Source organism: Streptomyces sp. NPDC005791 (assembly GCF_042871485.1).
In the GTDB taxonomy this organism is placed as follows: domain Bacteria; phylum Actinomycetota; class Actinomycetes; order Streptomycetales; family Streptomycetaceae; genus Streptomyces.
In genome coordinates, this window is sequence record NZ_JBIAIP010000014.1 from 66,475 (window position 1) to 89,483 (window position 23,009).

General features: G+C 67.3%; 20 protein-coding genes and 2 pseudogenes. 15 read left to right on the top strand and 7 right to left on the bottom strand.

Annotated elements, in window-relative coordinates:
• Positions 1-14 precede the first annotated feature (14 nt).
• Both ACFYSH_RS25625 and ACFYSH_RS25630 read left to right on the top strand, forming a co-directional pair.
• Positions 15-431 carry a hypothetical protein gene (locus ACFYSH_RS25625; RefSeq protein WP_388755565.1) on the top strand — a complete coding sequence of 139 codons (417 nt, stop codon included), beginning with the start codon at positions 15-17 and terminating at the stop codon, positions 429-431.
• Positions 428-3,346, top strand: coding sequence for an NACHT domain-containing protein (locus tag ACFYSH_RS25630; RefSeq protein ID WP_388755568.1), 2,919 nt, complete (start codon positions 428-430; stop codon positions 3,344-3,346). The genes ACFYSH_RS25625 and ACFYSH_RS25630 overlap by 4 nt, the downstream gene beginning before the upstream one ends.
• 178 nt (positions 3,347-3,524) lie before the next feature.
• Here the strand turns inward: ACFYSH_RS25630 and ACFYSH_RS25635 are convergent, their stop codons facing one another.
• Positions 3,525-5,819, bottom strand: a complete 2,295-nt coding sequence (locus ACFYSH_RS25635; protein ID WP_388755570.1) for a hypothetical protein — start codon at positions 5,817-5,819, stop codon at positions 3,525-3,527.
• Between the two features lie 474 nt (positions 5,820-6,293).
• On the opposite strand from ACFYSH_RS25635, the pseudogene ACFYSH_RS25640 reads away from it, so the two are divergent.
• Positions 6,294-6,710, top strand: a pseudogene (locus ACFYSH_RS25640) (type I restriction endonuclease subunit R); the annotation flags it as partial.
• Positions 6,711-6,971: 261 nt separating this feature from the next.
• On the opposite strand, the gene ACFYSH_RS25645 reads toward ACFYSH_RS25640, so the two are convergent.
• On the bottom strand, positions 6,972-7,217 hold the full coding sequence (locus ACFYSH_RS25645) for a DUF397 domain-containing protein (protein ID WP_388755573.1): 246 nt from the start codon (positions 7,215-7,217) through the stop codon (positions 6,972-6,974).
• 8 nt (positions 7,218-7,225) lie between these two features.
• The gene (locus ACFYSH_RS25650; RefSeq protein WP_388755576.1) at positions 7,226-8,104 is read right to left on the bottom strand and encodes a helix-turn-helix domain-containing protein; all 879 of its coding nucleotides are present in this window, start codon (positions 8,102-8,104) and stop codon (positions 7,226-7,228) included.
• 295 nt (positions 8,105-8,399) lie between these two features.
• Here ACFYSH_RS25650 and ACFYSH_RS25655 point away from each other — a divergent pair, with 295 nt between their 5' ends.
• Positions 8,400-8,699 carry an NIPSNAP family containing protein gene (locus ACFYSH_RS25655; protein ID WP_388755579.1) on the top strand — a complete coding sequence of 100 codons (300 nt, stop codon included), beginning with the start codon at positions 8,400-8,402 and terminating at the stop codon, positions 8,697-8,699.
• 49 nt (positions 8,700-8,748) lie between these two features.
• Here the strand turns inward: ACFYSH_RS25655 and ACFYSH_RS25660 are convergent, their stop codons facing one another.
• Positions 8,749-9,126 (bottom strand): GNAT family N-acetyltransferase, encoded by a 378-nt coding sequence (locus ACFYSH_RS25660; RefSeq protein WP_388755582.1) that lies wholly within the window; start codon positions 9,124-9,126, stop codon positions 8,749-8,751.
• A gap of 402 nt (positions 9,127-9,528) precedes the next feature.
• Here ACFYSH_RS25660 and ACFYSH_RS25665 point away from each other — a divergent pair, with 402 nt between their 5' ends.
• Positions 9,529-10,590: a MarR family transcriptional regulator gene (locus tag ACFYSH_RS25665; protein ID WP_388755585.1), complete on the top strand. Its 1,062-nt coding sequence runs from the start codon at positions 9,529-9,531 to the stop codon at positions 10,588-10,590.
• Positions 10,591-10,638: 48 nt separating this feature from the next.
• On the opposite strand, the gene ACFYSH_RS25670 is transcribed toward ACFYSH_RS25665, so the two are convergent.
• Together ACFYSH_RS25670 and ACFYSH_RS25675 are read right to left on the bottom strand one after the other, a co-directional pair.
• The gene (locus tag ACFYSH_RS25670) at positions 10,639-11,193 is read right to left on the bottom strand and encodes a peptidoglycan DD-metalloendopeptidase family protein (protein WP_388755588.1); all 555 of its coding nucleotides are present in this window, start codon (positions 11,191-11,193) and stop codon (positions 10,639-10,641) included.
• Positions 11,194-11,455: 262 nt separating this feature from the next.
• Positions 11,456-11,836, bottom strand: coding sequence for a hypothetical protein (locus tag ACFYSH_RS25675; RefSeq protein WP_388755591.1), 381 nt, complete (start codon positions 11,834-11,836; stop codon positions 11,456-11,458).
• Between the two features lie 102 nt (positions 11,837-11,938).
• Here ACFYSH_RS25675 and ACFYSH_RS25680 point away from each other — a divergent pair, with 102 nt between their 5' ends.
• From ACFYSH_RS25680 to ACFYSH_RS25720, 9 genes are all read left to right on the top strand, one after another.
• On the top strand, positions 11,939-12,298 hold the full coding sequence (locus ACFYSH_RS25680; protein ID WP_388755804.1) for a helix-turn-helix domain-containing protein: 360 nt from the start codon (positions 11,939-11,941) through the stop codon (positions 12,296-12,298).
• 92 nt (positions 12,299-12,390) lie between these two features.
• Positions 12,391-12,801, top strand: coding sequence for a VOC family protein (locus ACFYSH_RS25685; RefSeq protein WP_388755594.1), 411 nt, complete (start codon positions 12,391-12,393; stop codon positions 12,799-12,801).
• A gap of 158 nt (positions 12,802-12,959) precedes the next feature.
• Positions 12,960-13,454, top strand: coding sequence for an ATP-binding protein (locus tag ACFYSH_RS25690; RefSeq protein ID WP_388755596.1), 495 nt, complete (start codon positions 12,960-12,962; stop codon positions 13,452-13,454).
• A 47-nt stretch (positions 13,455-13,501) separates the two neighbouring features.
• Positions 13,502-13,999: an SseB family protein gene (locus tag ACFYSH_RS25695; protein WP_359465931.1), complete on the top strand. Its 498-nt coding sequence runs from the start codon at positions 13,502-13,504 to the stop codon at positions 13,997-13,999.
• On the top strand, positions 13,996-14,643 hold the full coding sequence (locus tag ACFYSH_RS25700) for a hypothetical protein (RefSeq protein ID WP_359465735.1): 648 nt from the start codon (positions 13,996-13,998) through the stop codon (positions 14,641-14,643). Before ACFYSH_RS25695 ends, ACFYSH_RS25700 begins: the two co-directional genes overlap by 4 nt.
• A 105-nt stretch (positions 14,644-14,748) precedes the next feature.
• Positions 14,749-19,245 carry a putative T7SS-secreted protein gene (locus tag ACFYSH_RS25705; protein WP_388755599.1) on the top strand — a complete coding sequence of 1,499 codons (4,497 nt, stop codon included), beginning with the start codon at positions 14,749-14,751 and terminating at the stop codon, positions 19,243-19,245.
• A gap of 4 nt (positions 19,246-19,249) precedes the next feature.
• Entirely contained in the window at positions 19,250-19,744 is a 495-nt protein-coding gene (locus ACFYSH_RS25710; protein WP_388755602.1) for a hypothetical protein, read from the top strand.
• 112 nt (positions 19,745-19,856) lie between these two features.
• Positions 19,857-19,997, top strand: coding sequence for a hypothetical protein (locus ACFYSH_RS25715; RefSeq protein ID WP_359465740.1), 141 nt, complete (start codon positions 19,857-19,859; stop codon positions 19,995-19,997).
• A gap of 82 nt (positions 19,998-20,079) precedes the next feature.
• Complete coding sequence (locus ACFYSH_RS25720) at positions 20,080-20,709, top strand: class I SAM-dependent methyltransferase (protein WP_388755806.1); 630 nt, start codon at positions 20,080-20,082, stop codon at positions 20,707-20,709.
• 116 nt (positions 20,710-20,825) lie between these two features.
• On the opposite strand, the gene ACFYSH_RS25725 is transcribed toward ACFYSH_RS25720, so the two are convergent.
• Positions 20,826-21,644 carry a tyrosine-type recombinase/integrase gene (locus tag ACFYSH_RS25725; RefSeq protein WP_388755809.1) on the bottom strand — a complete coding sequence of 273 codons (819 nt, stop codon included), beginning with the start codon at positions 21,642-21,644 and terminating at the stop codon, positions 20,826-20,828.
• 92 nt (positions 21,645-21,736) lie between these two features.
• Here ACFYSH_RS25725 and ACFYSH_RS25730 point away from each other — a divergent pair.
• Positions 21,737-23,002, top strand: a pseudogene (locus ACFYSH_RS25730) (polymorphic toxin type 30 domain-containing protein); the annotation flags it as partial.
• Positions 23,003-23,009 lie beyond the last annotated feature (7 nt).

Consider the following 23,009-nt stretch of genomic DNA (forward strand, 5'->3'; position numbering starts at 1 on the left):
GTGGGGGTGGGGGGATGGACCCGATCGTACTGGCGGCGGGAACCGCCTTGGTGAGCGCCATGGCGACGGATGCCTGGCTGCAGTCGAAGGCCGCGACGGTGGCGATGTGGCGCCGGGTACGTCCGGATCACGCGGACGACGTGGGCGCCGAGCTGGACGCCCTGCGCGGCCAGGTACTCGCCGCACGTGACGAGGACGACGAGGAGACCGAGCAGGCGCTGGCAGGGGTCTGGCGGATGCGCTTCCAGCAGGCCCTCGTCGACACCCCCGGCCTCGCCGCCGAACTCCGGCTGTTGCTGGACGATCACCTTGGCCCCGCTCTGTCCGCGACGGAGCAGACCCGAGGTGCGTCGGTCGTCATGCATGCGGAAGCCCGCGACAACTCGCGCGTCTACCTGTCGGGCAGGGACCAGCACATCAACGGAGCATGAACGTCCCGGCGGGAGAGCCCACCCCCCATCAGGAAGCCCACGCTCATGACAGCTCCCAGATCCACATGGCGGGCAGGGATCAGTACGTCTACCACTCCTCCGACGGGACCCACCATGACCAGGTGCCCGTCCCGGGGGCGGGCCGTGCTCTCGCGCGGATGCTCGCACCGTTCTGCGTGCTCGTCACAGGCGTCGCCCTGGTGGGGGTGGCATACGACGCCGACGGCTGGATCCGGGGACCGTTACTGCTCACGGGCCTCGTGTGTGTCGTACTCACAGCCCCGCGGTTGCGGCCCGCTGTCCGGCGTCGGCGCCTGACACGGAGCGGGCGGAACCCGGAGCTCGCACGCCTCCAGGACCGACAGCTCGAAGGCGCCGCCGAACAACTCGCACGCGAACTGGAGGTGTTGTGGAATCGCGAGATGAAACTCCGCAGGCTCCAGCATCCGGCTCCGCTGCCGGTGCGCTGGGTCAACGCGGAGGAGTTCGGGGATCACTGGACGAACATCCGCACGGACGACGGGCGTGACGCGCCGCTGGATCTCTCGGGCAGCAGCGCTCTCCACGAGGTCTATTCCAGAATCCCTTCCGGTCGGCTCCTCATTCTCGGCCGAGCCGGGGCGGGCAAATCCGTGCTCGCGCTGCGCTTCGCTCTGGACCGCCTCCGTGCGCGGGGGCCGGGCGGTCGTGTTCCCGTACTTTTTCCCATGGCCTCGTGGGACCCTGCGACGCAGGACCTGGAGTCCTGGGCGGCCGGACGCCTGGCGGCCGACCACCCGGCACTCGCCGGGCAGGCGGTGTCAGGCGGGACAGTCGCCGCCGAACTCCTCAGGTCGGACCGGCTCCTACCCGTGCTGGACGGCTTCGACGAGATGAGCACGCAGACCCGGCACCATGCTCTGCGAAGACTTCGCGCCTCGCTCGGCGAGGCGGACCCCTTCCTGCTCACCAGCAGGGCCGACGAGTACGAGGCCGCCGTCAGGCAGGCCGACATCGTGCTGCCGGCAACTGCGGCGGTACGGGTGGAGCCACTGAGCGTGCAGGAGTCGGTGGACTATCTGCACCGTACGGCCCGGAAGCTGGTGGTCGGCGGCGCCGTGGCCACCAAATGGGACCCGGTGCTCACCCGGCTGCGCGAGCACCCGAGTGACCCGCAGGTGCTGAGGCTGCGGGACGTGCTGACGACCCCACTGATGACGGGTCTGGCCCGTATCACCTACAGCGACACTTCCCGCGATCCCGCGGAGCTTCTGGACCACCGCCGCTTCCCCGGCCGAGCCGCGATCGAGGACCATCTGCTGGGCCAACTCGTCCCGGCGGTCACCGGTCAATCGGAGCGGACCGCGAGATGGTTGATGTTCTTGGCGCAGCACCTCACTTCTCTGGGGACCCAGGACCTGGAGTGGTGGCGGCTGAGCCAGGCGGGTCCGAGAGCGGCCCGGGCAGTGGGGGCGCTGTTGGCCATGGGGGCTGCAACTGCTCTGCTCGGGTGGCGGGTCGACAGCCAGACGTCCTGGTTCGGCATCGGCATGCCGGTCTGGGTCCCGTTCGGTGTGCTCTGTCTGATAGCGGTCGCCGACGTGGTGTTCAACGCCCGGGAATCGCTGCCTCAGTACGTCCCGCGTACCGAGCCGGGGCGGATGGTTCGGCCCGCGCTCGTCGTCGTGGCGGTGGTCTGCGGAGGGCTGCTCTATTCGTGGCTCGTGCAGTACACGCTGTTCCAGGTGATCGCCGCGGCTGCCTCCGTGATCTTCTCCGTCGGCCACTGGATTGTGCGCCGGAAGAGACGTCGGCCCAGGGCCCCTGGCCGGCCGACGGTGGAGAAGCCTCTTGAGGATCTCCGCCACGGCCCCAGCGATGCGTCCACTCGCGGCCCGGAGCGGACGCTGAGGGAGGACCGACTGGCGACGCTGGTGACGCTGGGGCTCATCAACGTGCTGAGGGGAGGTTCGGCGGTCTGGCGGGCGGCCGGGCTTCTGATCTTCGCGGCGTTCGCACCGGAGTTGTGTTTCATCGACATCCGACCGGGCACCGGGGCCATCACCGCGGTCGTCACGTTCGTTGCCATCGCCGTGCTCGGGGCATCGTCGTCCGCCTGGTGCGGGTTCGGTGCGTCCGGGGTGTGGCTGTGGGGTGCGGGAAAGCTTCCGTGGAACGTGCTCGGCCTTCTCGGAGAGGCCCACCGCCTGGGCGTGCTGCGCCAGTCCGGTGCCGTCTACCAGTTCCGGCACTCCCGGCTCCAGGAGCGGCTGGCCGCGCAGGCCGGGGAGCCCGCCCCTGCTCGGGTGTCGGCGAGCAGTTCGCGGATCGAGGAACTCCGGCTGGTCAGAAGCATGCTTTCCAGCATCGTTCTCGCTGTCGGGTCAGTCGCGATGGGCGTGGACATGTTCCTGCTGAAAGCTGAGTCCGAGTCCGGACCGTACGAAGCGGTCGCCCCCGTCTGCGAACTGATCGACCGTGAGGCCCTGGGGAAGGTCGTCCCGGATCCCGGGGGAGAGCCATCCCAGGAGCACGACTACGGCCTCGTCAGGAGGTATTGCACCTGGGACACCGGCACGCCGTCTGCCGGAGACCCCGTCGTGGTGATCATTGTGGACCTGCTCGAACCCATATCCACGTTGACTGCCGTCGAAAGCGCGGACGGGTTGTTCGGCCACGGACTCCCCGTCGGGCCGATCGTCTCCCAACACGCCGTTGACCTCGGCGGAGTGGGCGACGAGGCCGTCACCGCCGTAGGGCACAGCGAGGATCGCCCGACGGTCGCGACGAGCGTCCGGTTGGACAACCTGCTGGTGACCGTCACGTACGAGGTGGATCTGAAATGGGGTGATACGCAGGGTTACGCCCGCAGCACAGGAATTACGCAGGACCTGGCCCGCACCGTCGCACGGAATATCTCCGACGCGCACTCGTGACCGAGGGGTGCACCGCACGGGGCTCGACGTCGACCGCCGCCTGCGCGCCCGGCACCCGCTCGTCGAAGTGCCGGGCCAGGATCGGCCGACCCTCCTCGTCGGTGCCGATCTCGGTGCGCCGGCACCAGCCCACGGGACACCCGTCGTCGCCGGGCCTCGACGTGCGCACTGCGGGCGCTCACGCCGGCCCTCCCGGTACGCGCGACGGGAGGTGATGGCGGTTCACCGCGAACCGCCGGTGCACATGGCCCGCTTCGGCCGAATGGTCCCCTCGGTCGAGGTTGAACAACACCTGCCTGTAGAGCGGATGCGGCCCACGGTGTGCTGTGATCAGAGCCGACAGCGGTTGCTCGTCCATCGGCGTCTCACGGTCCACCTCGACCAGGATGGCCACCTTGTCATCCGGCAGAAGCTCCGCCAGCGGAGCTTCGAACCGCTGCCCCAGTTCCATCCACGTAGTGGTGCGCCCCTCCCGTGCGACACGCCGGAGCGCGGGGCGCAGGAGCGCCGCGTACGAGCGAATGGCACGAAGCGTGGGCCTGTCCGCCGACGCATCCAGGTGCTCCCGCCAACGGGCGAGGTGACGGCGCTCCTCCACGGTGAGCTCTTCCCCCGCCTCCTCGGCCAGCGCTTCTGCTTCCCGTACGAGCCGCCGGACCTGGTCTGCGGGCAGGTCGTCACCTTCCTGGTCGAGCTGGTCCAGGAGGGCTGCCAGGTGTTCAGCGGTCGCGTAGAGGTGGTCGGCGCGCCGGTCCACGATCCAGTCGATCAGGTCATCGACCGCCCGGGAATCGGTGGCACCCCTGGTCATGCCACTCAGCTGGAGTGCGAGGACGTCCACGGTGTCCACGTCACCGGCACGCTGAGCCTCCGCCGCGAGATCCATCAGGGCGTCGAAAGCGGCTGCCCGATCCGTTGCCGCAGATCCTCCCTTGCGAGGGGCCGTCCGCGACATCGGAGGCGTCGACGGCTTCGGTGGCGTCGGCTGGGCGCACGACTGCACCGGCGCAAGGGGCCGGTGGGCGTCCCACACCCGTACGCGTTCCTGCTCGCAGTGTCGGGTGAGGTCCAGGCCGGCGGCGCAGCCGATCGCGCCGAGCACGTCGGCGTAGCAGGGCACCGGTCCGCCCCGCGGCCCCTCGATGAGCGAGACGAGAAGCGGCCGGCCTGGTTCGCGTGAGCGCTCGACCTCCGTCAGAAGGCGCCTCCAGCGCACGGTGTCAGAGGCGTCGACCGACACCGAGGGGAGTTCGGCCAGCGCCGCCAGGGCGATGACGCCTCCTGCCCGTGCCGCCTTGGTGAGGGCGTCAGCGATCGCTGCGGCACGGTCACCATCAGTCGTCACGGGATCGCCGGAAGCTACGGGCGTGGACTCCGGTTGCGCCACGGTCCGCACGTACCGCGCAGGTACGACCGGGGTGGGGCGGGAGAGAAGGAGAGGCGACCACGCGTGCGCCGCCCTGTGCTCCAGCTCGCGTACACCGTCCGCCTTGATGAGCCACGTCAGGTCGTCGGTGCGGGGGGAGCGGCTCAGGGACAGTACCGCTCCGGCCAGCAGGTAGACCTGATTCCGCTCTGGCGCCGCCGCTTCCGCCGGGAGGGATATCAGAGCGCTGATCGGCGACGAGCCGTACGGCTGGACGGTTGCGGCGTAGAACTGACGCTGTGATTCCCCTTGCTCATGGGGCACGGCTCCGGTGAACGCGACGGCCTTCGGCGCGAGGGGGAAGTCGGTCGAGGGGCCGGGACGTGTACCTGTGTCCGTGGCAGCCCTCGACCGGGCGAGACCTGGGCTCACGATGCCTTCCGGCGTCAGCGAACACCCGCCCGGGCTCGTCCACTCGACGGGGCGGTCGGCGAACTGTGTGCCAATCTCGACCTCCCTGACCGCTCCGGCGGACCGGCAGCGGATGCGGAGCGCATGACCCTGGCGATCCATCTGCCAGTTCGCGAGCATGCTGTCAGGGCCGAACAGCCAGTCGACGGCCACATGGCTGCTGCGCAGGCGGGTGTCGTCCGCCTCCCACTCCCCCTTGGTCCTGCGGGCGAGCTGCACCCTCACCAGCCGTTGCCCGCGGTCGTACGACACGTCGACCGAATCACGGAGCGGTCGATCCTCGTGCTGGTAGGCGGGCCGCGCGTCCGGGTAGCCGTTCGCCTTCAACCAGTCGGCGAGGGCCCGGCCCATGTAGAGGTGATCGGCACTTGACTCATCGTTGACGGTGCGTCGGCACAGCCCTGAAGCGATGTGGGCGAAGTGGCACTTCTTGTCACGGTACCTGCGCGCGGACAGCTTGCGGCCACAGCCTCCGAGAAGGATTCCGCAGTAGAAGTCCCGGGCGGGATGGAGGTGGATGAATCCGTCGTACTCCTCCACCTCCGTCGGCAGGTAGACCGGTCGGTCCGCCCCCGGCGCGCCGGACACCGCTGTCTGTACCTTGCGGGTGTCCTGGTCTTCGACCAGCTGGGACATCGACGCCTCCCGATCGGCGGTCTGGTTGGATCCGGTCACCCGGCGGCATCGGCGCCCGGGCACCCGGAGAGGTCCGGCTACCGGGTGAATATCACGATATTAAGGCTGGCCGGTCCGGCCTTCGTACGCCGGCGGGGGTGAGCCGCAGGCGGGAGACGCACCCGGCTCCAGCCCTGCCGTGTCTCCGCCGCAGCCATGCCCGCACCGCTCAGCCGACACGCTTCCACTCCTGGCAGCGGGTCGACTTGAAGACCTCGCCCTTGTTGACGGTGACCCGGCCGCTGCCGTCCAGGTTGCCGTTGGCGATGATCGCGGTGAACTCGCCGCTGGCGTTGCTCGCCCGCTCCCGAGGAGACGACCGAGCAGAAGGAGAACGGCGGCATCGCGGAGAGCGCGCTGCCGAAGGCGTTCGCGTACACCCGTGCCCACGACAAGGCGGTCGTCGCGGGCGGCCGGGGCCAGCAGGAGTACAAGATCCTGCGAGTGGAGAAGACGGGCGAGTTCGACGTCTCCCTGTCGCCCGAGGGTTCCGGCTTCGGTGACGGCACGGGCGGCGCGGCGGAGGAGGAGAAGTCGCTGTTGTCGGAGCTGATCGAGGCGTTCAACGCCAAGTTCGGCACGGACTTCACCGAGGAAGACGTCCGGAAGCCGTTCAACAAGACCACGGAGGACCCCAAGGTCCGGGCGGCGGCCGTCGTCAACGACGAGGCCAACTTCGGCAAGGTCTTCGACCGGGCCTTCGCCGACAACATGGCCGACCACATCGAGGCGACCGCCGGCATAGGGCGCCAGTACTTCGGCCCCGACAAGAGCTTCCGGTCCAACCTGGACCGCAGCGCACGCCGGGCAGCGTGGCGGATGATCCGCCGCGAGGAGAACGTGGACGAGTAGTCCCTGTACGCACGGGAGGGCCCCGGGCCCCCCCCGGGGGGGGGGGGGGGGGGGGGCCCCGGCCGGCCGTGGTGGTGCCCCCCCCCGGCCCCCCCAACCCCCCCCCCCCCCCGGGGCCCCCCGCCACCCCGCGCCGCCGGGCGGCCCGGGTGGGGAATGACCCGCCGCTCGGAAACGGTGGCCTCGTTGCCCTGGACCGCCGGGGGGCCCCCCGCCGCAACGCCGGTTCGGCGTTGCGGCGGGGCCCTCTGCGTACGTTGTTCAGCCAGCGACGAGCCCGACGAACCCGGCCCACGCGCCGGGGCCGACCGTCAGCACGGGGCCGCTGGCCTGCTTCGAGTCCCGGATGTGCACGTGTGTGGCTGCGGCGGCGAACTCGACGCATTCGCCGCCTTCAGCTCCGCTGTAGCTGCTCTTACGCCAGGCGACCTCGACACACTCGCCGCCCTCGCCACTGCTGTAGCTGCTCTTGAACCAAGCCGAATCAGGCAGGCTCGGCGCTTTCATCCGGCTCATCATCCCTCTCCCAGAAGCCCCTCGACGACGTCCAGCGATTCGCGCGGTGTCAGAGCCTGCGCTCGGATGATCCCGTACTGCTCCTCGACATCCCGTACCACCGCCCAGTCGGTGTGCAGACGGCTGTCTCGCTGAACCTCAACGTAAGCCATCCTCCGCCCGTCGTGTTTCTCGATCAAGGTAAATGGCCCGGCAAGACCGCAGTGCTCCGCCCGATCAGTCGGCATCAACTGGACCTCAACGTTGCGCCGACGCCCATGAAGCGCGATCTGTTCCAGTTGTCCCCGCAGCACGGACCGTCCTCCAACAGGTCGCTGCAGCACCGACTCCTCGATTACGAAACTCAAAGTTGGCATCGGCTTCCGAGCGAAAATCGCCTGGCGTGCCATACGTGCCGAAACGCGTTGCTCAATCGTCCCATCGTCCAGGAGCGGACGTCGCATCGCGAACACGGACCGTGCGTACTCCTCTGTCTGCAACAGACCTGGCACAGCCAGCGTTGCGTAGACGTGAAGGGTGACTGCCTCCGCCTCCAGCCGCGCCATGTCCCGGAAGAACGCCGGGTACTGCGACCGCGCCAGCTCCTCCTTCAACGCCACGAGCAGGCCCCCGGCGTCCAGCACCCGGTCCGCCTTGTCGACGAACTCCGGCTGCGGGATGCGCCGTCCCTGCTCGAACGAGGCGACCGACTGCGCCGCGTACCCCACCCGCTTGCCGAACTCCACCCGGTCCAGCCCCGCCCGCACCCGCAGTAGCTTCAACTGCCGCCCGAACGCGACCGCAACCCCGTTCTCCGGCTTGCCCTCCGGCCGAGTCCCCGGCGAGGGCTGCGCACCCTCCCCCGTACCCGCGTCCGCACTCATCTCGTCCTGCGTCATCGCCACCGCCTGTCCCACGTACGCGCACGCCTCGCCCTGTCGCGTACAACCAACCAGCGAAAGGCGGCGCTTCGAGGCGCCGCCGCACCGACGAGACCCGTCCGGAAGGCAGCGCCCGCCTCGGCTCGTCCCACTCGGGCACCGTAATCACCTGCTCAGCCGCCTGCACAGCGTTCACAGGTGGATCCCTCCAAAGAGTGGGTACCAGCGAGTCGACGCCCAGCCACCCCCGCCGCTGCGAACCGCATGGTCTCTGCAGTGGCGCACCGAGTCGACCCGCGAGAGGACACCCCTCATGGCCAAGACCACCCAGCTCCGCACCTGCACCGTTCGCGACGGTCTGTTGGACGAATGGATGCAACGGTGGAAGGCCGAGATCCTGCCGCTACGGCTTGAGACGGGGTTCACCATCGGCGGTGCCTGGGTCGACCGGGAGCGCAATCAGTTCGTCTGGCTGATCTCCTACGAGGGCCCGGAGACGTTCGCGGAGCGCAACGCGATGTACTGGGACTCACCCGCCCGCAAGTCGATGGATCTCGATCCGGACGACTACCTCGTCAGCACCGACGAGCGGACGGTGGAGGAGTGGTACTGAGCCGACGCGCCAACCGGGCGACGCGGCCGGAGGCACTGACCTTTCCCGCTCACAGCCAGTTGGCGGGGGTCCGGCAATGAACTGGGGCATCGCTGCTCCAGGGGGTGGCCGCCGGGACAGCGGAAAGGTCGAGGGTGAACGCCACCCGGTCAAGTCCGGGGCCGTCGTAGTCCGGCCTCACAGCTGAGGCCGTGAAGCCGAGCCGGGTGTGAAATGTCCGCGACGCGGTGTTCTCCGGGCTGATGATGCAGTGCGCGTAACGGCGCCCGTGCGACCGGGCGAGCGCGAAGAAGGCCCGGTAGAGGGCACGCCCGACACCCTGCCCGTGCAGCGCCGGGTCGACGCCGACGAAGTGCACATAGGCGGTTTCGGGCTCTGTCTGCGACAGGAGGCCGACCAGGAAGGCGGCAGCCGACGGGGAGATCATCGATCCTCCGTGCAGTCCGCCATCCCGTGTGAGGCGCATCGCGAGCACGGGAAGACTCGGCGCTCAAGACTCAGGCGCCGAGCTTCGAGCGTCGGGGTGGGGTCGTTCACTCGTTGGGAGGACGCGATCACGGGTGCGGGCCCGACGCTTGAGCTTCGGGATACGGGGTTCGGGATGCGAGCTCCGGGATTCGAGCGATGTCGTTCACCCGGTAGGTAAAAGAAGGGGTTGGGGAAGACCTCCCCACCCTCCCTACCCCGTCACGGCCAGCTGATATGACTAAATGTGATCAGCTTGCGGCGCATCGTCACGCCTGCTTACGGTGCCCCCAACGAATCGACCCCGACTCGGTGCGCAAACACCAGGCCGGGGTCTCACCCCAAGATCGAATCGAGCGATCTCGTGGCTACCGAGCACCTTAGCCCCGCCCTCCGCGCACCCGCATCCTCGCGCCCGTACGCGAAAGCCCGCCCCGGCTACGGCAAACGAACCGCATCAGGCCAACGCACGCCCCGGGCGGACGACTTCGCCCTGATGCCGGAGCGCGAGCGGTACATCGCCGGATACGTCGACCGGCTCCCCGACGGCGCGGCGATGGACATCAAGTCGCTCGCCAAACACCTGCCGCTGTACGGCCAGATGGCCGTCTCCAGCGCCCTCAAGGCCCTGGGAGTGGCCGGGCATCTGCGGCGCGTACGCTGCCTGGTCGGCGAGGGCGGCCAGGTGCGCTGGGTCTCCCGCACCTACTGGTCCCGCACCGCCCGCGACAACGAGTGGTGGGACGCGTTCCTGGCCACCGAGGACAGCCGCTCCGCCCCGGAAGCGACACCCGCTCCCCCGTCCGCCGAACCCGGCCCACAGGCGCTGGCCACCGCCCCGCCCCTGGCGGAGGCCACCCCGCTGCCGACTGCGACCGCCCCCGCGGCTGCCGCCGCGAGTGAGGCTCACCCGGCGCACACAGCGCCCCCCGCGCCCGAGCAGCGCACCCAGGTGGCAGCCCCGACCGCGCCCTCCCCCGCGTACCTCGCCCTGGCCCAAGTCGGCCGCAAGGACACGCGCCTGGCGCTCTCCGCAGCCGACTGCCGCGCCCTGGAACCCCTGGCCGCCGCCTGGTTCACCCGTGGCGTGGATGCCGACTACCTCATCCAGGCCGTGGCGTCGGGCCTCCCCCCGCAGGTCGGCTCCCCCGTAGGCTTCGTACGCCGCCGTCTCACCGACAAACTCCCGCCGCACGTGCCCGCCGCCCCGGCTCTACCGGTACCGGGCGCCCCCCGACGTCGCGTCATGCTGGAGTGCACCAAGTGCGGCACCCCGGGCCGCCCGGAAGCCCTCCCCGACGGCCTCTGCCGGCCGTGCCGCCTGCCGGGAGACGATGCCGCTCCTGAGGAACTGCCGGCCCGGCCCAGCGAGCAGGACGTCCGTACGTTCGCCGCCGGACTCAGGGACCTGCTCAGGTCGCCCTGACCACGCGGCAGCCCCTCCCGTCGGGGCCGCCGCTGGAAAGTGCGCCGGTCAGGCGTACGAGTTCACACTGACCGGGCGGGTCCCCGTGGACGGCGTCCAGCCCTGGAGGGTGGCGGGCAGGCCCACACGGCTGTTGCAGTCGATCACCTGGAAGTGCAGGTGTGGCCCGGTGGAGGCGCCTGTGCTGCCCGACCAGCCGACGACCCGCCCTTGCGGGACCCAGTCGCCGGTGTTGTAGATCGCCTTGTTCAGGTGCGCGTAATGGGTGCACTGCCCGTTCGAGTGCCTGATGATGACCTCGATGCCGTTCTCCCAGTACGGTGACCAGTTCGAGATGACGATGGTGCCCGCCTGCGCGGCGGACACCTCGTAGTTGACGGGGAGCCCGAAGTCCCAGGCGTACTCGTTGTAGGGGCCGGTGTGCGAGTACGTCCCCTCCGGCCCCTGGGTGACCGTGTACGCCTCCCCCGCCGGATACGGAAGCTCGTAGTAGTAGTCCACGGCTGCGGCCGGGGACGCCCCCGTCATCGTGATGCCCACCGCTGTCAGCAGCGCACTCGCCCCCACCGCCGCGCGACGCAGAACCCTCTTCTTCCCGCCCATGCGTGTCTCCGTTCGTGTGTCACCAGCACCGGACCCCACGTCCCGTCAGGGGTGGAGGAGTGCAAGGATCAGACGCCAACGGAGGCCAGCACAAGGGGTGTTGGGGTGCAGACTCGTTTCATGAGACGTGGGGACCTGACGAATGGCGCCCGCCACTCCGCCTGCCGAACGCGACGTACGCGCACTGGTCAGCCGGCTCCGCGACCTGACACGGCTGCCCTGACCACGGGACACCGCGCACCGCAGGTGGCAGGCCGGGGCCTCAGAGGCCGCCCAGCTCGGCCGTGAGGTCCGGATCGCGCATGCCGGGGAAGGCGTAGCCCTCGCTCTCGTCCCACGGCACGTCGAGGTCGTCCATGTGCACGTGCCACTCCGCTCCCGGCAGCGCACGGCGCAACTCGGTGACCGAGCCGAGCACATGGTCGAGCACCGACAGCACCTTGCCCGGGTCGAACGGCATCTTGGTGGACCCGGCAACGACCTCGTCCGGCCGACTGTCGTCACTGTCGTACAGGTACAGGCTTTCCTGGTCCTCGTACGGGAAGGACGCCATGTGGGCGGCGACGATGCGCTCGACAGCGGCCGTCTCGGCATCCGTCAACGGCCTGGCCCGGCTCGCACAGTAGTAGAGGGAGACGCTCATGGCCCGAGCGTAGCGAGGGGGTACGACAGAGCTGTCCGGCACCGAACTGCCTTGTGGTGGGATGGTGCCGTGAGCCGCACCGTGGAAGAGACCAACCGCCGCATGCTCCGGGCGCGGGACGCGATGGACCGTGCGTACGCGCAGCCGTTGGACGTGCCGGCCCTGGCGCGGATCGCCCACGTCTCCCCGGCGCACTTCGCCCGTACCTTCCGGGCCACCTTCGGCGAGACGCCGCACCGCTATCTGCAACGCCGCCGCGTCGAGCGGGCGATGTTCCTGCTGCGGGAGAGCGACCGCAGTGTCACGGACATCTGTTACGAGGTCGGCTTCGGCAGCGCCGGAACCTTCAGCCGCACGTTCGGCGAGATCGTCGGCCGGTCACCGCGGGCGTACCGCAAGGAAGCGGTGTCCACGGGCGTGCCCACCTGCTTCACGAAGGCGTGGACGCGGCCGAGTGCCTGAGTGCTTCGATGCAGCCGGCCCTCTCGGCACGGGACGTCGGTTGAGCAGTTTTGGATAAGTTTTCGGCGGGCCTGCCGATTAGCGTGGTGCACATGTTCAACGCGATCACGCACTCACAGATCTACGTCCTCGGCCAGGACGAGGCCCTCGACTTCTACGTCGGCAAGCTCGGCATGGAGGTCAACGCCGACGTCGACATGGGCTTCATGCGCTGGCTCACCGTCAACGTCCCCGGGCAGCCCGACCGCCAGGTCCTGCTGGAGAAGCCGGGCCCTCCGGCCATGTCCGAGGAGACAGCCGAGCAGGTCCGCGAACTGCTGACGAAGGGCGCACTGGGCAGCGCACTCATCCTCACCACGGACGACTGCCGCAAGACCTACGAGACGCTGCTGGCACAGGGCGTGGAGTTCACGGACGAGCCGACGGAGCGCCCGTACGGGATCGACTGCGGCCTGCGCGACCCCTTCGGCAACCACCTCCGCTTCACCCAGCCGAAGGGCTGAGCACCAGAACCGGGGACAGGGGCGGGGCGGAGGCGCCCGAACAGGTCGCCGCCGACCTGCCCCTCCCGCGTACAGACCCTGCGCCTACCACGTACACCCTCCTCACGACAGCGTGTCACCCCTGGTCACGTTCAGCGACAATGCTTCAGCGTGGGGGCATGACCAGCACGCAGCCACCCCTCCCGGTGCGTTCCGCACGCACCGCTCGCGCCCGTTTCCCCTGGCGCGACTTCACGATGCGCTTCAGCTCCACCCCGCGCGGTGCACGCCTCGCCCGGCGTCTGGCCGGTGAGCGCCTCGACGCCTGGGGCATCCCGTACGGGAGCGACGCTCACGACGCGGTGACGCTGACCGTCGCCGAACTCAGCAGTAACGCGGTGCGCCACGGCCACGTCTCCGGCCGGGACTTCCGCCTGCGCCTCTGCGCCGAAGGCACAGCCGTCCGCGTCGAGGTCACCGACACCCGGGGCGAACGCCTCCCCAGCCCTGCCGAAACGGTGCCCACCGACCAGGACGGCGGCCGCGGCCTGCTCCTGGTGACCGCCCTCGCCGACCGCTGGGGCTGGTACCCCTGCGCGGACGGGCCGGGCAAGACGGTATGGGCGGTCCTGGACGTCTTCCCGTGCCCGACGCAGCAGATTTCCGGCCAGTAGACGATGTCAGTTGCACTCGAAAATTCGTGCGTGTGATGATCCTCCGCATGACCACGGGTGGAGATGGGATACCGGAGCAGCAGCAGAGGCGGTCACGGCTGGCGGACCTGGTGGACCTGCCGGGCTCGCCGCCGGAGTCCATGCCCGCTGCGGCGTCTTCAGTTGATATTGAGCAGGAACGACTGCGGCTGGCCCGGCGTGAGTTCGCCGTGTTGCTGGGTGAGTTCCGGCGTACGGCGGTGCTGGTGCCGCTGGATGAGGCCGGCGATCTGTGGTCGGCGGAGCAGAACGGTGTGCGCTGGATCTGCGCCTTCTCGGACGAGGAGGCGTTGGTCCGGTTCGCGCTGGCCCGTGGGGAAGCCGGGCGGGAGTGGACGTATCAGACCGTTCTGGGTGCCAGGTTGCTCGATGTGATGGTGCCGATGCTGCCGGGTCCGGCGGGGGTGGCTCTGGATGCGGGCAGTGTGGACGGCGGGATGTTGTTCCCGCCGGTGGCGGGCATCGTGCCGGATTCGGTCGCGGTGGATCTCGGGGGGACGCAGTGAGCGGGGAGAACGCGGATCTTCAGGTGCCGCCGGAGGCGCTGGCGGAGATCGCGAAGGGGATCGATCTGGCGCACGCGGAGCTGAAGGAGCTCGGGTTCATCGGTGAGGCGTCGGTGGGCCGGGGCTTCTCGGATCTTGCACTGTCAGGGCTGGAGTTGGGGCACGGCGGGCTGACGTCGGAGTTCGAGACGTTCTGCAACCGCTGGGAGTGGGGTGTGCGGGCCCTGACGCAGAAGGGCAACGGCTTCGCCCTGGGTGTCGGATTGTCGGCCGGTTCGTACGCGGAGCAGGAGCAGTACGTCAAGGACTCGATCAAGATCGGTGTGAACTCCCTGAACGGGAACCCGCACCTGTCCGAGGACGAGGTCAAGACGAAGAGCTGGGACGAGATCAGCACGCAGTCCGCGTACGACAACCCGGACTACAGCTGGGAGTCGATGAGCCAGGCCCAGGACGAGGTGAACCAGACCTGGAAGAACACCGCCTACGACGTGGAGGACGCCGCGCTCGACTCGATGGAGCGCAACGGCCTGCTCGACCCCGAGGTGCGGGATGCGGCGGATGAGCGGCTGCGGGATCAACTGGATCCGTCGCAGGAGACGATCGATCAGGCCGAGCAGCCGCGGTGGGGGGAGAGTCGCTGATGGTGGACTGGGGGGAAGTGGGGCGACGCCGTCTACGACGGTGCGGGCGATCTGGTCGACAAGGGCAAGGAGGTCGTCGGCACCGGCATCGACAAGGGCACCGATGTGCTCGGCTCGGGCCTGGAGAAGGTCGGCGCGGATCAGTGGGCGGACGCGGTCGAGGACTGGGGCGATGAGACAGCGTCCTCGCTGGGTGCGGAGGTCGGGGAGCAGCAGCTCGGACAGACCGAGGAAGCGAACGAGCTGATCCACGGGCGTCCGGAGAAGATCAGTGCGGCGGTGAAGAACCTCCGGGACTTCCAGAAGGCGTTCGATCTCGTCGGCGGCGGGATGAAGAAGCTCGATTCCGGTCACTGGAAGGGTGAGGCGGCCGACGCCTTCCGGGCCAAGTTCCAGACGTTGCCCACCGACTGGCTGCGCGCGGCGGACGCGTTCGAGGACGCGGCCAAGGCGCTGGAGACGTTCGCCGGGGTGGTCACCAGCGCCCAGGCCAAGGCGGGTGAGGCGATCGCCCTTCACAAGGAGGGCAAGCAGGACTACGAGACAGCGGCGGCCGCCTTCAAGAAGAAGGCGGAGGCGTACAACGCGGTCCGTAACACCGACCATCCGCTCCCCCACCCCGGGACTTTCTCCGACCCGGGTGCGGCCAAGCGCCGGCACGCGCAGGAGATCCTCCAGCGCGCCCGGCAGGCGCGTAACGAAGCGGGCGAAGCCGCCAAGGGTGCGATCACGGCCGCGATGGCGCACGCCCCGAAGGAGCCCACCGGCCTGGACCGAGCCAAGCAGGAGTTGTTCGACTACGGCGTCGGCCAGGGCATGGAGCTGGCCCACTTCGGTGGCGGTGTCATCAAGGGGACCGCGGGCCTGCTGAACTTCGTCCGCTCGGTCAACCCGATCGACCCGTACAACCTGACACACCCGGCCGAGTACTACAAGGGCGTCAACATGACGCTCGCCGGCCTCGCCTCCACCGCCGCCAACCCCGACCGCGCGCTGAAGAACGCCTGGGACGCGGCCAAGGGGGACCCGTCGGAGTTCCTCGGCCGGCTCCTCCCCGAACTCATCGGCACCAAGGGGGCCGGAGGCCTGGTCAAGGGCGGCCTCCGAGCCGGAATGAAGGACCTCCCCGAACGCCCCAAAGGCCCGAACCGACAAGGCCACGAGCACAATCCCGACTCCAATGGGCAGCAATGCAGCAAAGTCAAATGCGCCAACGACCCCATCGACGTCGCCACCGGGCGCATGCTGCTCCCGCAGACCGACATCGTCCTGCCGGGCTCGCTGCCCCTGGTCTTCGAGCGGGTCTTCGACTCCTCGCACCGTGCCGGCCGCTGGTTCGGCAGCGGCTGGTCGAGCACGGTCGACCAACGCCTGGAGATCGACGCGGAAGGCGTGGTGTTCAGCTGCAACGAGGGCAGCCTCCTCGCCTACCCGCACCCGGCACCGGGCGCCCCCGTCATGCCTACGCACGGCCGACGCTGGCCCTTGGACCGGGTGGCCGACGGCTACACCGTCACCGATCCGGAAACCGGCCAGGTCCGGCACTTCGTCGACCAGCCCACCGGAGATTTCGCGCTCCTGGCCCAGATCGACGACCGCAACGGCCGCTGGATCGCCTTCGAGTACGACGAGGCGGGCGCCCCGACCTCGATCGTGCACCACGGCGGCTACCACCTGAAACTCACCACACGCGAAGGCAGAGTCACCGCCCTGCACCTGGCAGGCGCCGCCCCCGACGGCACCGACCAGGAGATACTCCGCTACGGCTACACCGACGGCCACCTCACCGCGGTCACCAACTCATCGGGCAAGCCCCTGCGCTTCGACTGCGACGAGTTGGGCCGCATCACCGCGTGGACGGACACCAACGGCAGCCGGTACGAGTACGTCTACGACGAGCACGACCGCTGCGTGTACCAGAGCGGCACCAACGGTCACCTCGAAGCCCACTTCACCTGGGACGACACCGACCCCGACACCGGTCTGCGCATGACGTCCATGACGGACAGCCTGGGCCACACCACCAGGTACGTGATCAACGATCGCTCCCAGGTCGTCGCCGAGATCAATCCTCTGGGCGCGGTCACCCGCTACGAGCACGACCGCTACCACCAACTGCTCTCCACCACCGACCCTCTAGGACACGTCAGCCGCTTCACATACGACGAGAACGGTAGGCCGACAACGGTAGAGCGACCGGACGGACGCCGGTCGAGTGCGCGGTATAACGCGATCGGCCTTCCGCTACAGATCACCGATGCGGCTGGATTGATAACGCGCCAGACGTTTGATGAGCAAGGCAACCGCACGTCTATAACCGATCCATCGGGGGTTACCACACTCTTTTCATACGACGATAAGGGTCACCTGACGTCGGTGACTGACGCCATGGGTCACGCCTCATCCCTGGTCTGCGACCAAGCAGGGCTCCCCATAGAAATTACAGACTCACTGGGTGCCGTCAACCGAGTCGCACGAGATGCTTTTGGCCGCAAGACTAAAACTACTGACACCACCGGGGCGATCACCAGTTTTGAATGGACAGTAGAGGGCCAGCTGGCGCGCCAGGTAATGCCGGACGGTAGTGAGCAGACCTGGACGTTCGACGGAGAAGGCAATTGCATCGCACACTCGGATGCCATGGGGCGCATCACTACCTCTGAGTACAGTGACTTCGATCTCCTCGTAGCGCGGACAGGGCCTGATGGGTCTCGCTTCGAGTTCAGTCACGATGCCGAATTGCGCATGACGGGTGTCACCAATCCTCAGGGCCTTAAATGGCGCTACGAATACGATTCGGCCGGTCGCCTCACCTCCGAGTCCGACTTCGATTGCCGCACTGTCACGTATACCTACGATGCAGCCAACCAGATGACGTCAAGGACGAACACCCTCGGCCAGACCATCCGGTTCGAGCACAACAGTCTAGGCAAGGTAGTCCTCAAAGACGTCGACGGCGAAATAACTACGCTGGAATACGATGTCTTTGACGAACTCGCCTCAGCAACGAGTTCGGTCGCACAGCTGTCCCGGATGCGCGATCGCCATGGACGCCTGCGCTCCGAATCGGTGAATGGACGAACTACTACTTACCGGTACGACGGACTTGGTCGGCGTGTCGGGAGGACGACTGCCGGCGGCGCTGTGAGTGAGTGGACTTTCGATGCTGCAGGGCGCCGGAGCCATCTCACGACATCCGGACGGGGGGTGTCATTCGAACGTGACCCTGCCGGACGGGAACTGGCTCGCCATATCAATGAGACGATCACCCTGACACACCTTCTGGATTCGACCGGCCGTCTGGCCGTCCAGGACATCACAGTTCGGGGTCGGCGTATCCAACGCCGCGACTACACGTATCGACCAGATGGCAGCGTTGAGAGTGCCGGTGATCAACTCGTCGGCACAAGTACATACAACCTCGACGTCGTCGGCCGCGTTACGGAAGTACATGCCGCCAACTGGACGGAACGGTACACATACGATGCGGCTGGGAACCAAGCGTCGGCAACTTGGCCGTCGGGCTTTCCGGGCCAAGAGTCGACTGGGGCACGCTCGTACCACGGAACCACCATCCAGCACGCCGGCCGAACCCGATACGTGCATGACAAGCAGGGTCGAATAGTCCTGCGCCAAAAATCACGCCTATCAAGAAAGGCCGATGTCTGGCGCTACGAGTGGGACGCCGAGGATCGACTGAGAAAAGTTACCACCCCTGATGGCCAAAATTGGCAATATACCTACGATGTGCTCGGGCGTCGTATCGCGAAGCTCCGCGTCACGGACGACGGGCTAGCCATCGCGGAACAAATTTCGTTCACCTGGGACGGTGCAGTTCTCTGCGAACAAGTCCACGATAGTGAAGAATTTCCGCACCCAGTGAGCCTCACATGGGATTATGACGGCCTACGCCCGATAGCCCAGACGGAACGCATTATCACTGCGGGCACCGCGCAAGAAGTAATTAATGATCGCTTCTTTGCCATAATCACCGATCTCGTCGGAACCCCTAGCGAGCTCGTAGACGAGTCAGGCGCACTTGCATGGCAAACTCGCCGCACACTTTGGGGAGCGACGTCGTGGACGGCGAAGAGCACGACGTACACCCCGCTTAGATTTCCGGGGCAGTACTTCGACCCCGAAACAGGGCATCACTATAATGTCCATCGCTACTATGATCCGGAAACTGCCCGATATCTATCGCCAGATCCCCTCGGCCTCCTTCCGGCATCCAATCCCGTTGCATACGTTCGAAACCCCCATGTGTGGATTGACCCGCTCGGACTCAAAGCGTGCATCGGGCAGGCCGACCCGGCGAGTCAGGCAGGCAACCTCAGCATGCTCGCCGACAAAATAGCGGCTCACGGCGACATCAACAGGCGAGGCATTCCGGGAGTCCAAGACATAGATGTCCCCGAGTACCTCGAAGACATGATGACTGCGAAACCTGGCATTAAAATGAGAGATACCCCGTCGGGGACCCCTCGCTGGGCATGGTGGGATGATCCGACTGGCACGATGCTAATTCGCGAGGGATCCAACGGCACCTTCATGCAACCAAGTGATGGCTACAGTTATTACATGCGACAACTCCAGGAGTAACACCGTGAACCAATTCTCGGAATCTCAGCACGAGGCATCGGATACCCCCTGTACGGACGAGGCATGGTCTCTACTCTCCACATCGGCGATCGATAGCATCGCCAAGTATGACGCCTACCGACTGGCAATCGAACTAGAAGGGCTCGCCCCCAAAATTCGTGCGAACATTTCAGAACCGTTGTATTCCATGAGAAATCTGTTTACATCCTGGGAGCATCTTGTGCGCAGGATGGAATCCGACTGGAAACTACCGGGGCAGTATCCGATCAGCGCCTACATCAATGATCTGGATTCGCGTAGCCGGTTGGAGATTGATATGGGCAAATTGAACGATGAGGCTCAAGCAGTTTTGTCCCCTCTGTTGGCGGAGCTGGATATTCGCTTCACACGCGAGTCGGTGCCGGACGAATCGGGCGAACTCCGACCGTGGTTGAATCCGTCCTCGGGTGCAGAGCCGCACGGGTTCTGGCTGCGCAAGCCTCGCAATCACCCCTGGTAGGCCCCCGGACCACCATCTGGCCCGGGGGTACAACAAGGGCCCCGGCAAAGTTGTGGTGACGCCCGTTCCGGTGTCGCCGCACCTCCGGCACCCGTGGCCGTCCCGGAGCAGCATGACGCTCGCCGGCCTCACCTCCACCGCCGCCAACCCCGACCGCGCGCTGAAGAACGCCTGGGACGCGGCCAAGGGGGACCCGTCGGAGTTCCTCGGCCGGCTCCTCCCCGAACTACCGGGGCGTCCCGTGGTCAGGTGACAGGACGATCAGTCCTGCGGGGAAGGGGCCGGTATGGGGCCGGAGAACTGCTGTGAACGACGCGGGTGTTAGCTTCACTCCCGTGTTAAAACACCAGGACGAGACCAGGGCGGCCTACGACGGGGTCGTCGAACTGTATGCGTCGATGTTCGCTAATCGGTTGGAGACGCAGCCGTTCGCGCGGAACATGATCGGCACCTTCACCGAGCTCGTGCGTGGCACGGGGAACCTGCGGGCAGCCGACGTCGGGTGCGGGCCGGGCCATTTGACCGCCATGCTGCACGACTTGGGGTTGGACGCCTTCGGACTCGACCTCTCCCCGGCTATGGTCGCCCACGCCCGGCGGGCCCATCCGGCGCTGCGGTTCGACGAAGCACGAATGGAGGCCCTGCCGGTCGAGGACGGCGCGCTCGGCGGAGTGCTGGCCCACTACTCGATGATCCATACCCCACCTGAAGAATTGCCCGCGCTTCTCGCTGAGCAGGTGCGTGTCTTGGCACCAGGGGGCCTGCTCCTGGCGTCCTTCTTCGGAACCGAGGGGCCGGAGCCTGTCCGCTTCGACCACAAGGTGGCGCCTGCCTATAGCTGGCCGGCGGAGCAGTTTGCCGAGTTGCTGGCCGGGGCCGGACTCGTCACGGTGGCTCGGTTGCTCCACGACCCAGCGTCCGAGCGGGGCTTCCTCGACACCCACCTGCTGGCCCGCCGCCCGTAGAACGTGGCCCGTGGCCCGGGCCGGGGTGGTGTAGATCATCCGCGTGGACGAAGCTCGTCCAAGCGCCGCGTTCTGTGGCGGTGTCCGCTGAGCACGCCGGATTGACAGCCGTTCAGTCACGCAGGCCCCGGCGGGGTGGCCGCCGCAGTGGTGCGAGCAACGATCTCCCGAAAGGTAGGGATTCCCAGGTCGACAGACTCCTGCTTCCGGGAGATCTGGGCGTCGAGTTGGGCTAGCTTCTCCTCGGCGTGGGTCAGGCTGCTCTGCAGCCCTTCGATCTCGCCGAGCCAGCCTTCCCTTTCGGCTTCCAAGATGCGCGTGAGGAGGTTGTCGCGGATTTCGACAAGCCGGGGACGTTCTGTCGCGTGGACGATCAGGGCGGGGCATCGGACGCAAGCGTGTTCGTGAGCACAGTCAGTTCCGTATGCGCGGCCGCAGTCGCCCAGGGCGAGCTTGCGGCGCTCAAAGTGTCCGAGGAACTCTCCCCATTCCTTAGGGGTGACGGTGCGGTATTCGTCGGCAGGTCGCAGAGCCCGGCGCCGGGCGATGAACGCTCGGTGTGCCTCGACGGCATCAGTGGGGTAGATCGCGGCGTATCCCATCGTCGTTCCGATGTGGTCGTGACCAGCGATGACCTGGGCGATGTGAGGGGGCAGGCCCTTGAGGATGGAGTCCGTGATGAAGATCCGGCGGAAGTCGTGGGGCTGGAAGATGAGGGGGTCACCCGCGCTGTCCGTCAGACCTGAGGCCAACAAGGTGACGTCGAGTCCCCGACGGATCGTCGCTCGTGACAGCGGACGCAGGTAGCCGCCAGAGCGATCCTGGAACAGGAGAGGCATCGGCGGGTTCCAGACCCGTTCGTAGTGGTCGTAGCTACGAAGAACGGGAACTCTCCCGTCCGAGCCTCGGACTCGAGAGACGACCGTGCTCAACACGTCCGCCAGCTCCGGCGTGACCAAGACAAGTCGCTCTTGGTCCGTCTTCGACGGGGCGATCTGCAAGAGCGGAACGGTCTGCCCGGTGCTCCCGCCGCTTCGACCTCGACGCTGCCGGTCGGGTGACGGCAGTTCAGGCGGTCAATTGGACCGAGACCTACGCCTACGACGAGGCGGACAACCAGACCCAGGCGGCCTGGCCATCGGACCACCCTGGACAGGAAGCGGTAGGCTCTCGCGCTTACGCCGGAACCCGCATCACCCGTGCAGGCGATGTCCGCTACGAATACGACGCCCTTGGCCGCATCATCTTCCGGCAGAGGACCCGGCTGTCCCGCAAACCAGACACCTGGCGCTACGAGTGGGACGCCGAGGACCGCCTCACCTCGGTTGTCACCCCAGACCGCACCCACTGGCGCTACACGTACGACCCTCTGGGGCGCCGCACCGCGAAACTCCGCCTGGCGGAGGACGGAGAAACCATCGTCGAACGGGTGGTGTTCACCTGGGACGACACGACCTTGTGCGAGCAGACCACCACGTCCACCGAGCTGCCCCACCCCGTCACTCTCACCTGGGACCACCAGGGCCTGCAGCCCTTGTCTCAGAGAGAACGCATCGTTGCCGCCGATGCCCCGCAGGAAGAGATCGACTCGCGCTTCTTCGCCATTGTCACGGATCTAACGGGCACACCCAGCGAACTCGTCGACGCCGCGGGTCGGATCGCATGGCGTACGCGGGCCACGCTCTGGGGTGTCACCACCTGGGCCGCGAACAGCACCACCTACACGCCGCTACGCTTCCCGGGGCAATACTACGACCCTGAAACGGGCTTGCATTACAACTACTTCCGTCACTACGACCCGGCGACAGCCCGGTACCTGACCTCGGATCCGCTCGGCCTGGAGCCCTCGCCCAATCCGGTCGCGTACGTGCTCAACCCGCATGCATGGGTCGATCCACTCGGTCTGGCTCCCTGCCCGCCTCGCATCAAGAACGGCGGCTGGGACCTGAGGAATCATAACCCGCTCGATATCGTTCCGGGTGACGCCGAAATGCGAGTACCCACACCGGACGCTAACGGTGGCGCACAAAAGGGAGTCGAATACAAGTGGAAAGATCCCGAGACGGAAACCACCGCCCGACTCCGGGTACATGACAAGGACGGGACCGCACCGGCGGGCTCGAATGCGGCGAATGGGGACGTCTATCGAATATCAATCGGTGGCAAATATCAGGACGAGGCAGGGAACTTGTATCATCGGCAGGTCCACAACCCGAACAGTCCGAATCACAATGCTGACGCGGCTAACAGCACACATATTCCCTGGCCGACTCAGTATCCACTACCATATTGATCAAATA

Coding starts and splice junctions, on each gene's coding strand:
- ACFYSH_RS25625 (WP_388755565.1), top strand. CDS start 15: ATGGACCCGATCGTACTGGCGGCGGGAACCGCCTTGGTGAGCGCCATG.
- ACFYSH_RS25630 (WP_388755568.1), top strand. CDS start 428: ATGAACGTCCCGGCGGGAGAGCCCACCCCCCATCAGGAAGCCCACGCT.
- ACFYSH_RS25635 (WP_388755570.1), bottom strand. CDS start 5,819: ATGTCCCAGCTGGTCGAAGACCAGGACACCCGCAAGGTACAGACAGCG.
- ACFYSH_RS25645 (WP_388755573.1), bottom strand. CDS start 7,217: ATGAAAGCGCCGAGCCTGCCTGATTCGGCTTGGTTCAAGAGCAGCTAC.
- ACFYSH_RS25650 (WP_388755576.1), bottom strand. CDS start 8,104: ATGACGCAGGACGAGATGAGTGCGGACGCGGGTACGGGGGAGGGTGCG.
- ACFYSH_RS25655 (WP_388755579.1), top strand. CDS start 8,400: ATGGCCAAGACCACCCAGCTCCGCACCTGCACCGTTCGCGACGGTCTG.
- ACFYSH_RS25660 (WP_388755582.1), bottom strand. CDS start 9,126: ATGATCTCCCCGTCGGCTGCCGCCTTCCTGGTCGGCCTCCTGTCGCAG.
- ACFYSH_RS25670 (WP_388755588.1), bottom strand. CDS start 11,193: ATGGGCGGGAAGAAGAGGGTTCTGCGTCGCGCGGCGGTGGGGGCGAGT.
- ACFYSH_RS25675 (WP_388755591.1), bottom strand. CDS start 11,836: ATGAGCGTCTCCCTCTACTACTGTGCGAGCCGGGCCAGGCCGTTGACG.
- ACFYSH_RS25680 (WP_388755804.1), top strand. CDS start 11,939: ATGCTCCGGGCGCGGGACGCGATGGACCGTGCGTACGCGCAGCCGTTG.
- ACFYSH_RS25685 (WP_388755594.1), top strand. CDS start 12,391: ATGTTCAACGCGATCACGCACTCACAGATCTACGTCCTCGGCCAGGAC.
- ACFYSH_RS25690 (WP_388755596.1), top strand. CDS start 12,960: ATGACCAGCACGCAGCCACCCCTCCCGGTGCGTTCCGCACGCACCGCT.
- ACFYSH_RS25695 (WP_359465931.1), top strand. CDS start 13,502: ATGACCACGGGTGGAGATGGGATACCGGAGCAGCAGCAGAGGCGGTCA.
- ACFYSH_RS25715 (WP_359465740.1), top strand. CDS start 19,857: ATGACGCTCGCCGGCCTCACCTCCACCGCCGCCAACCCCGACCGCGCG.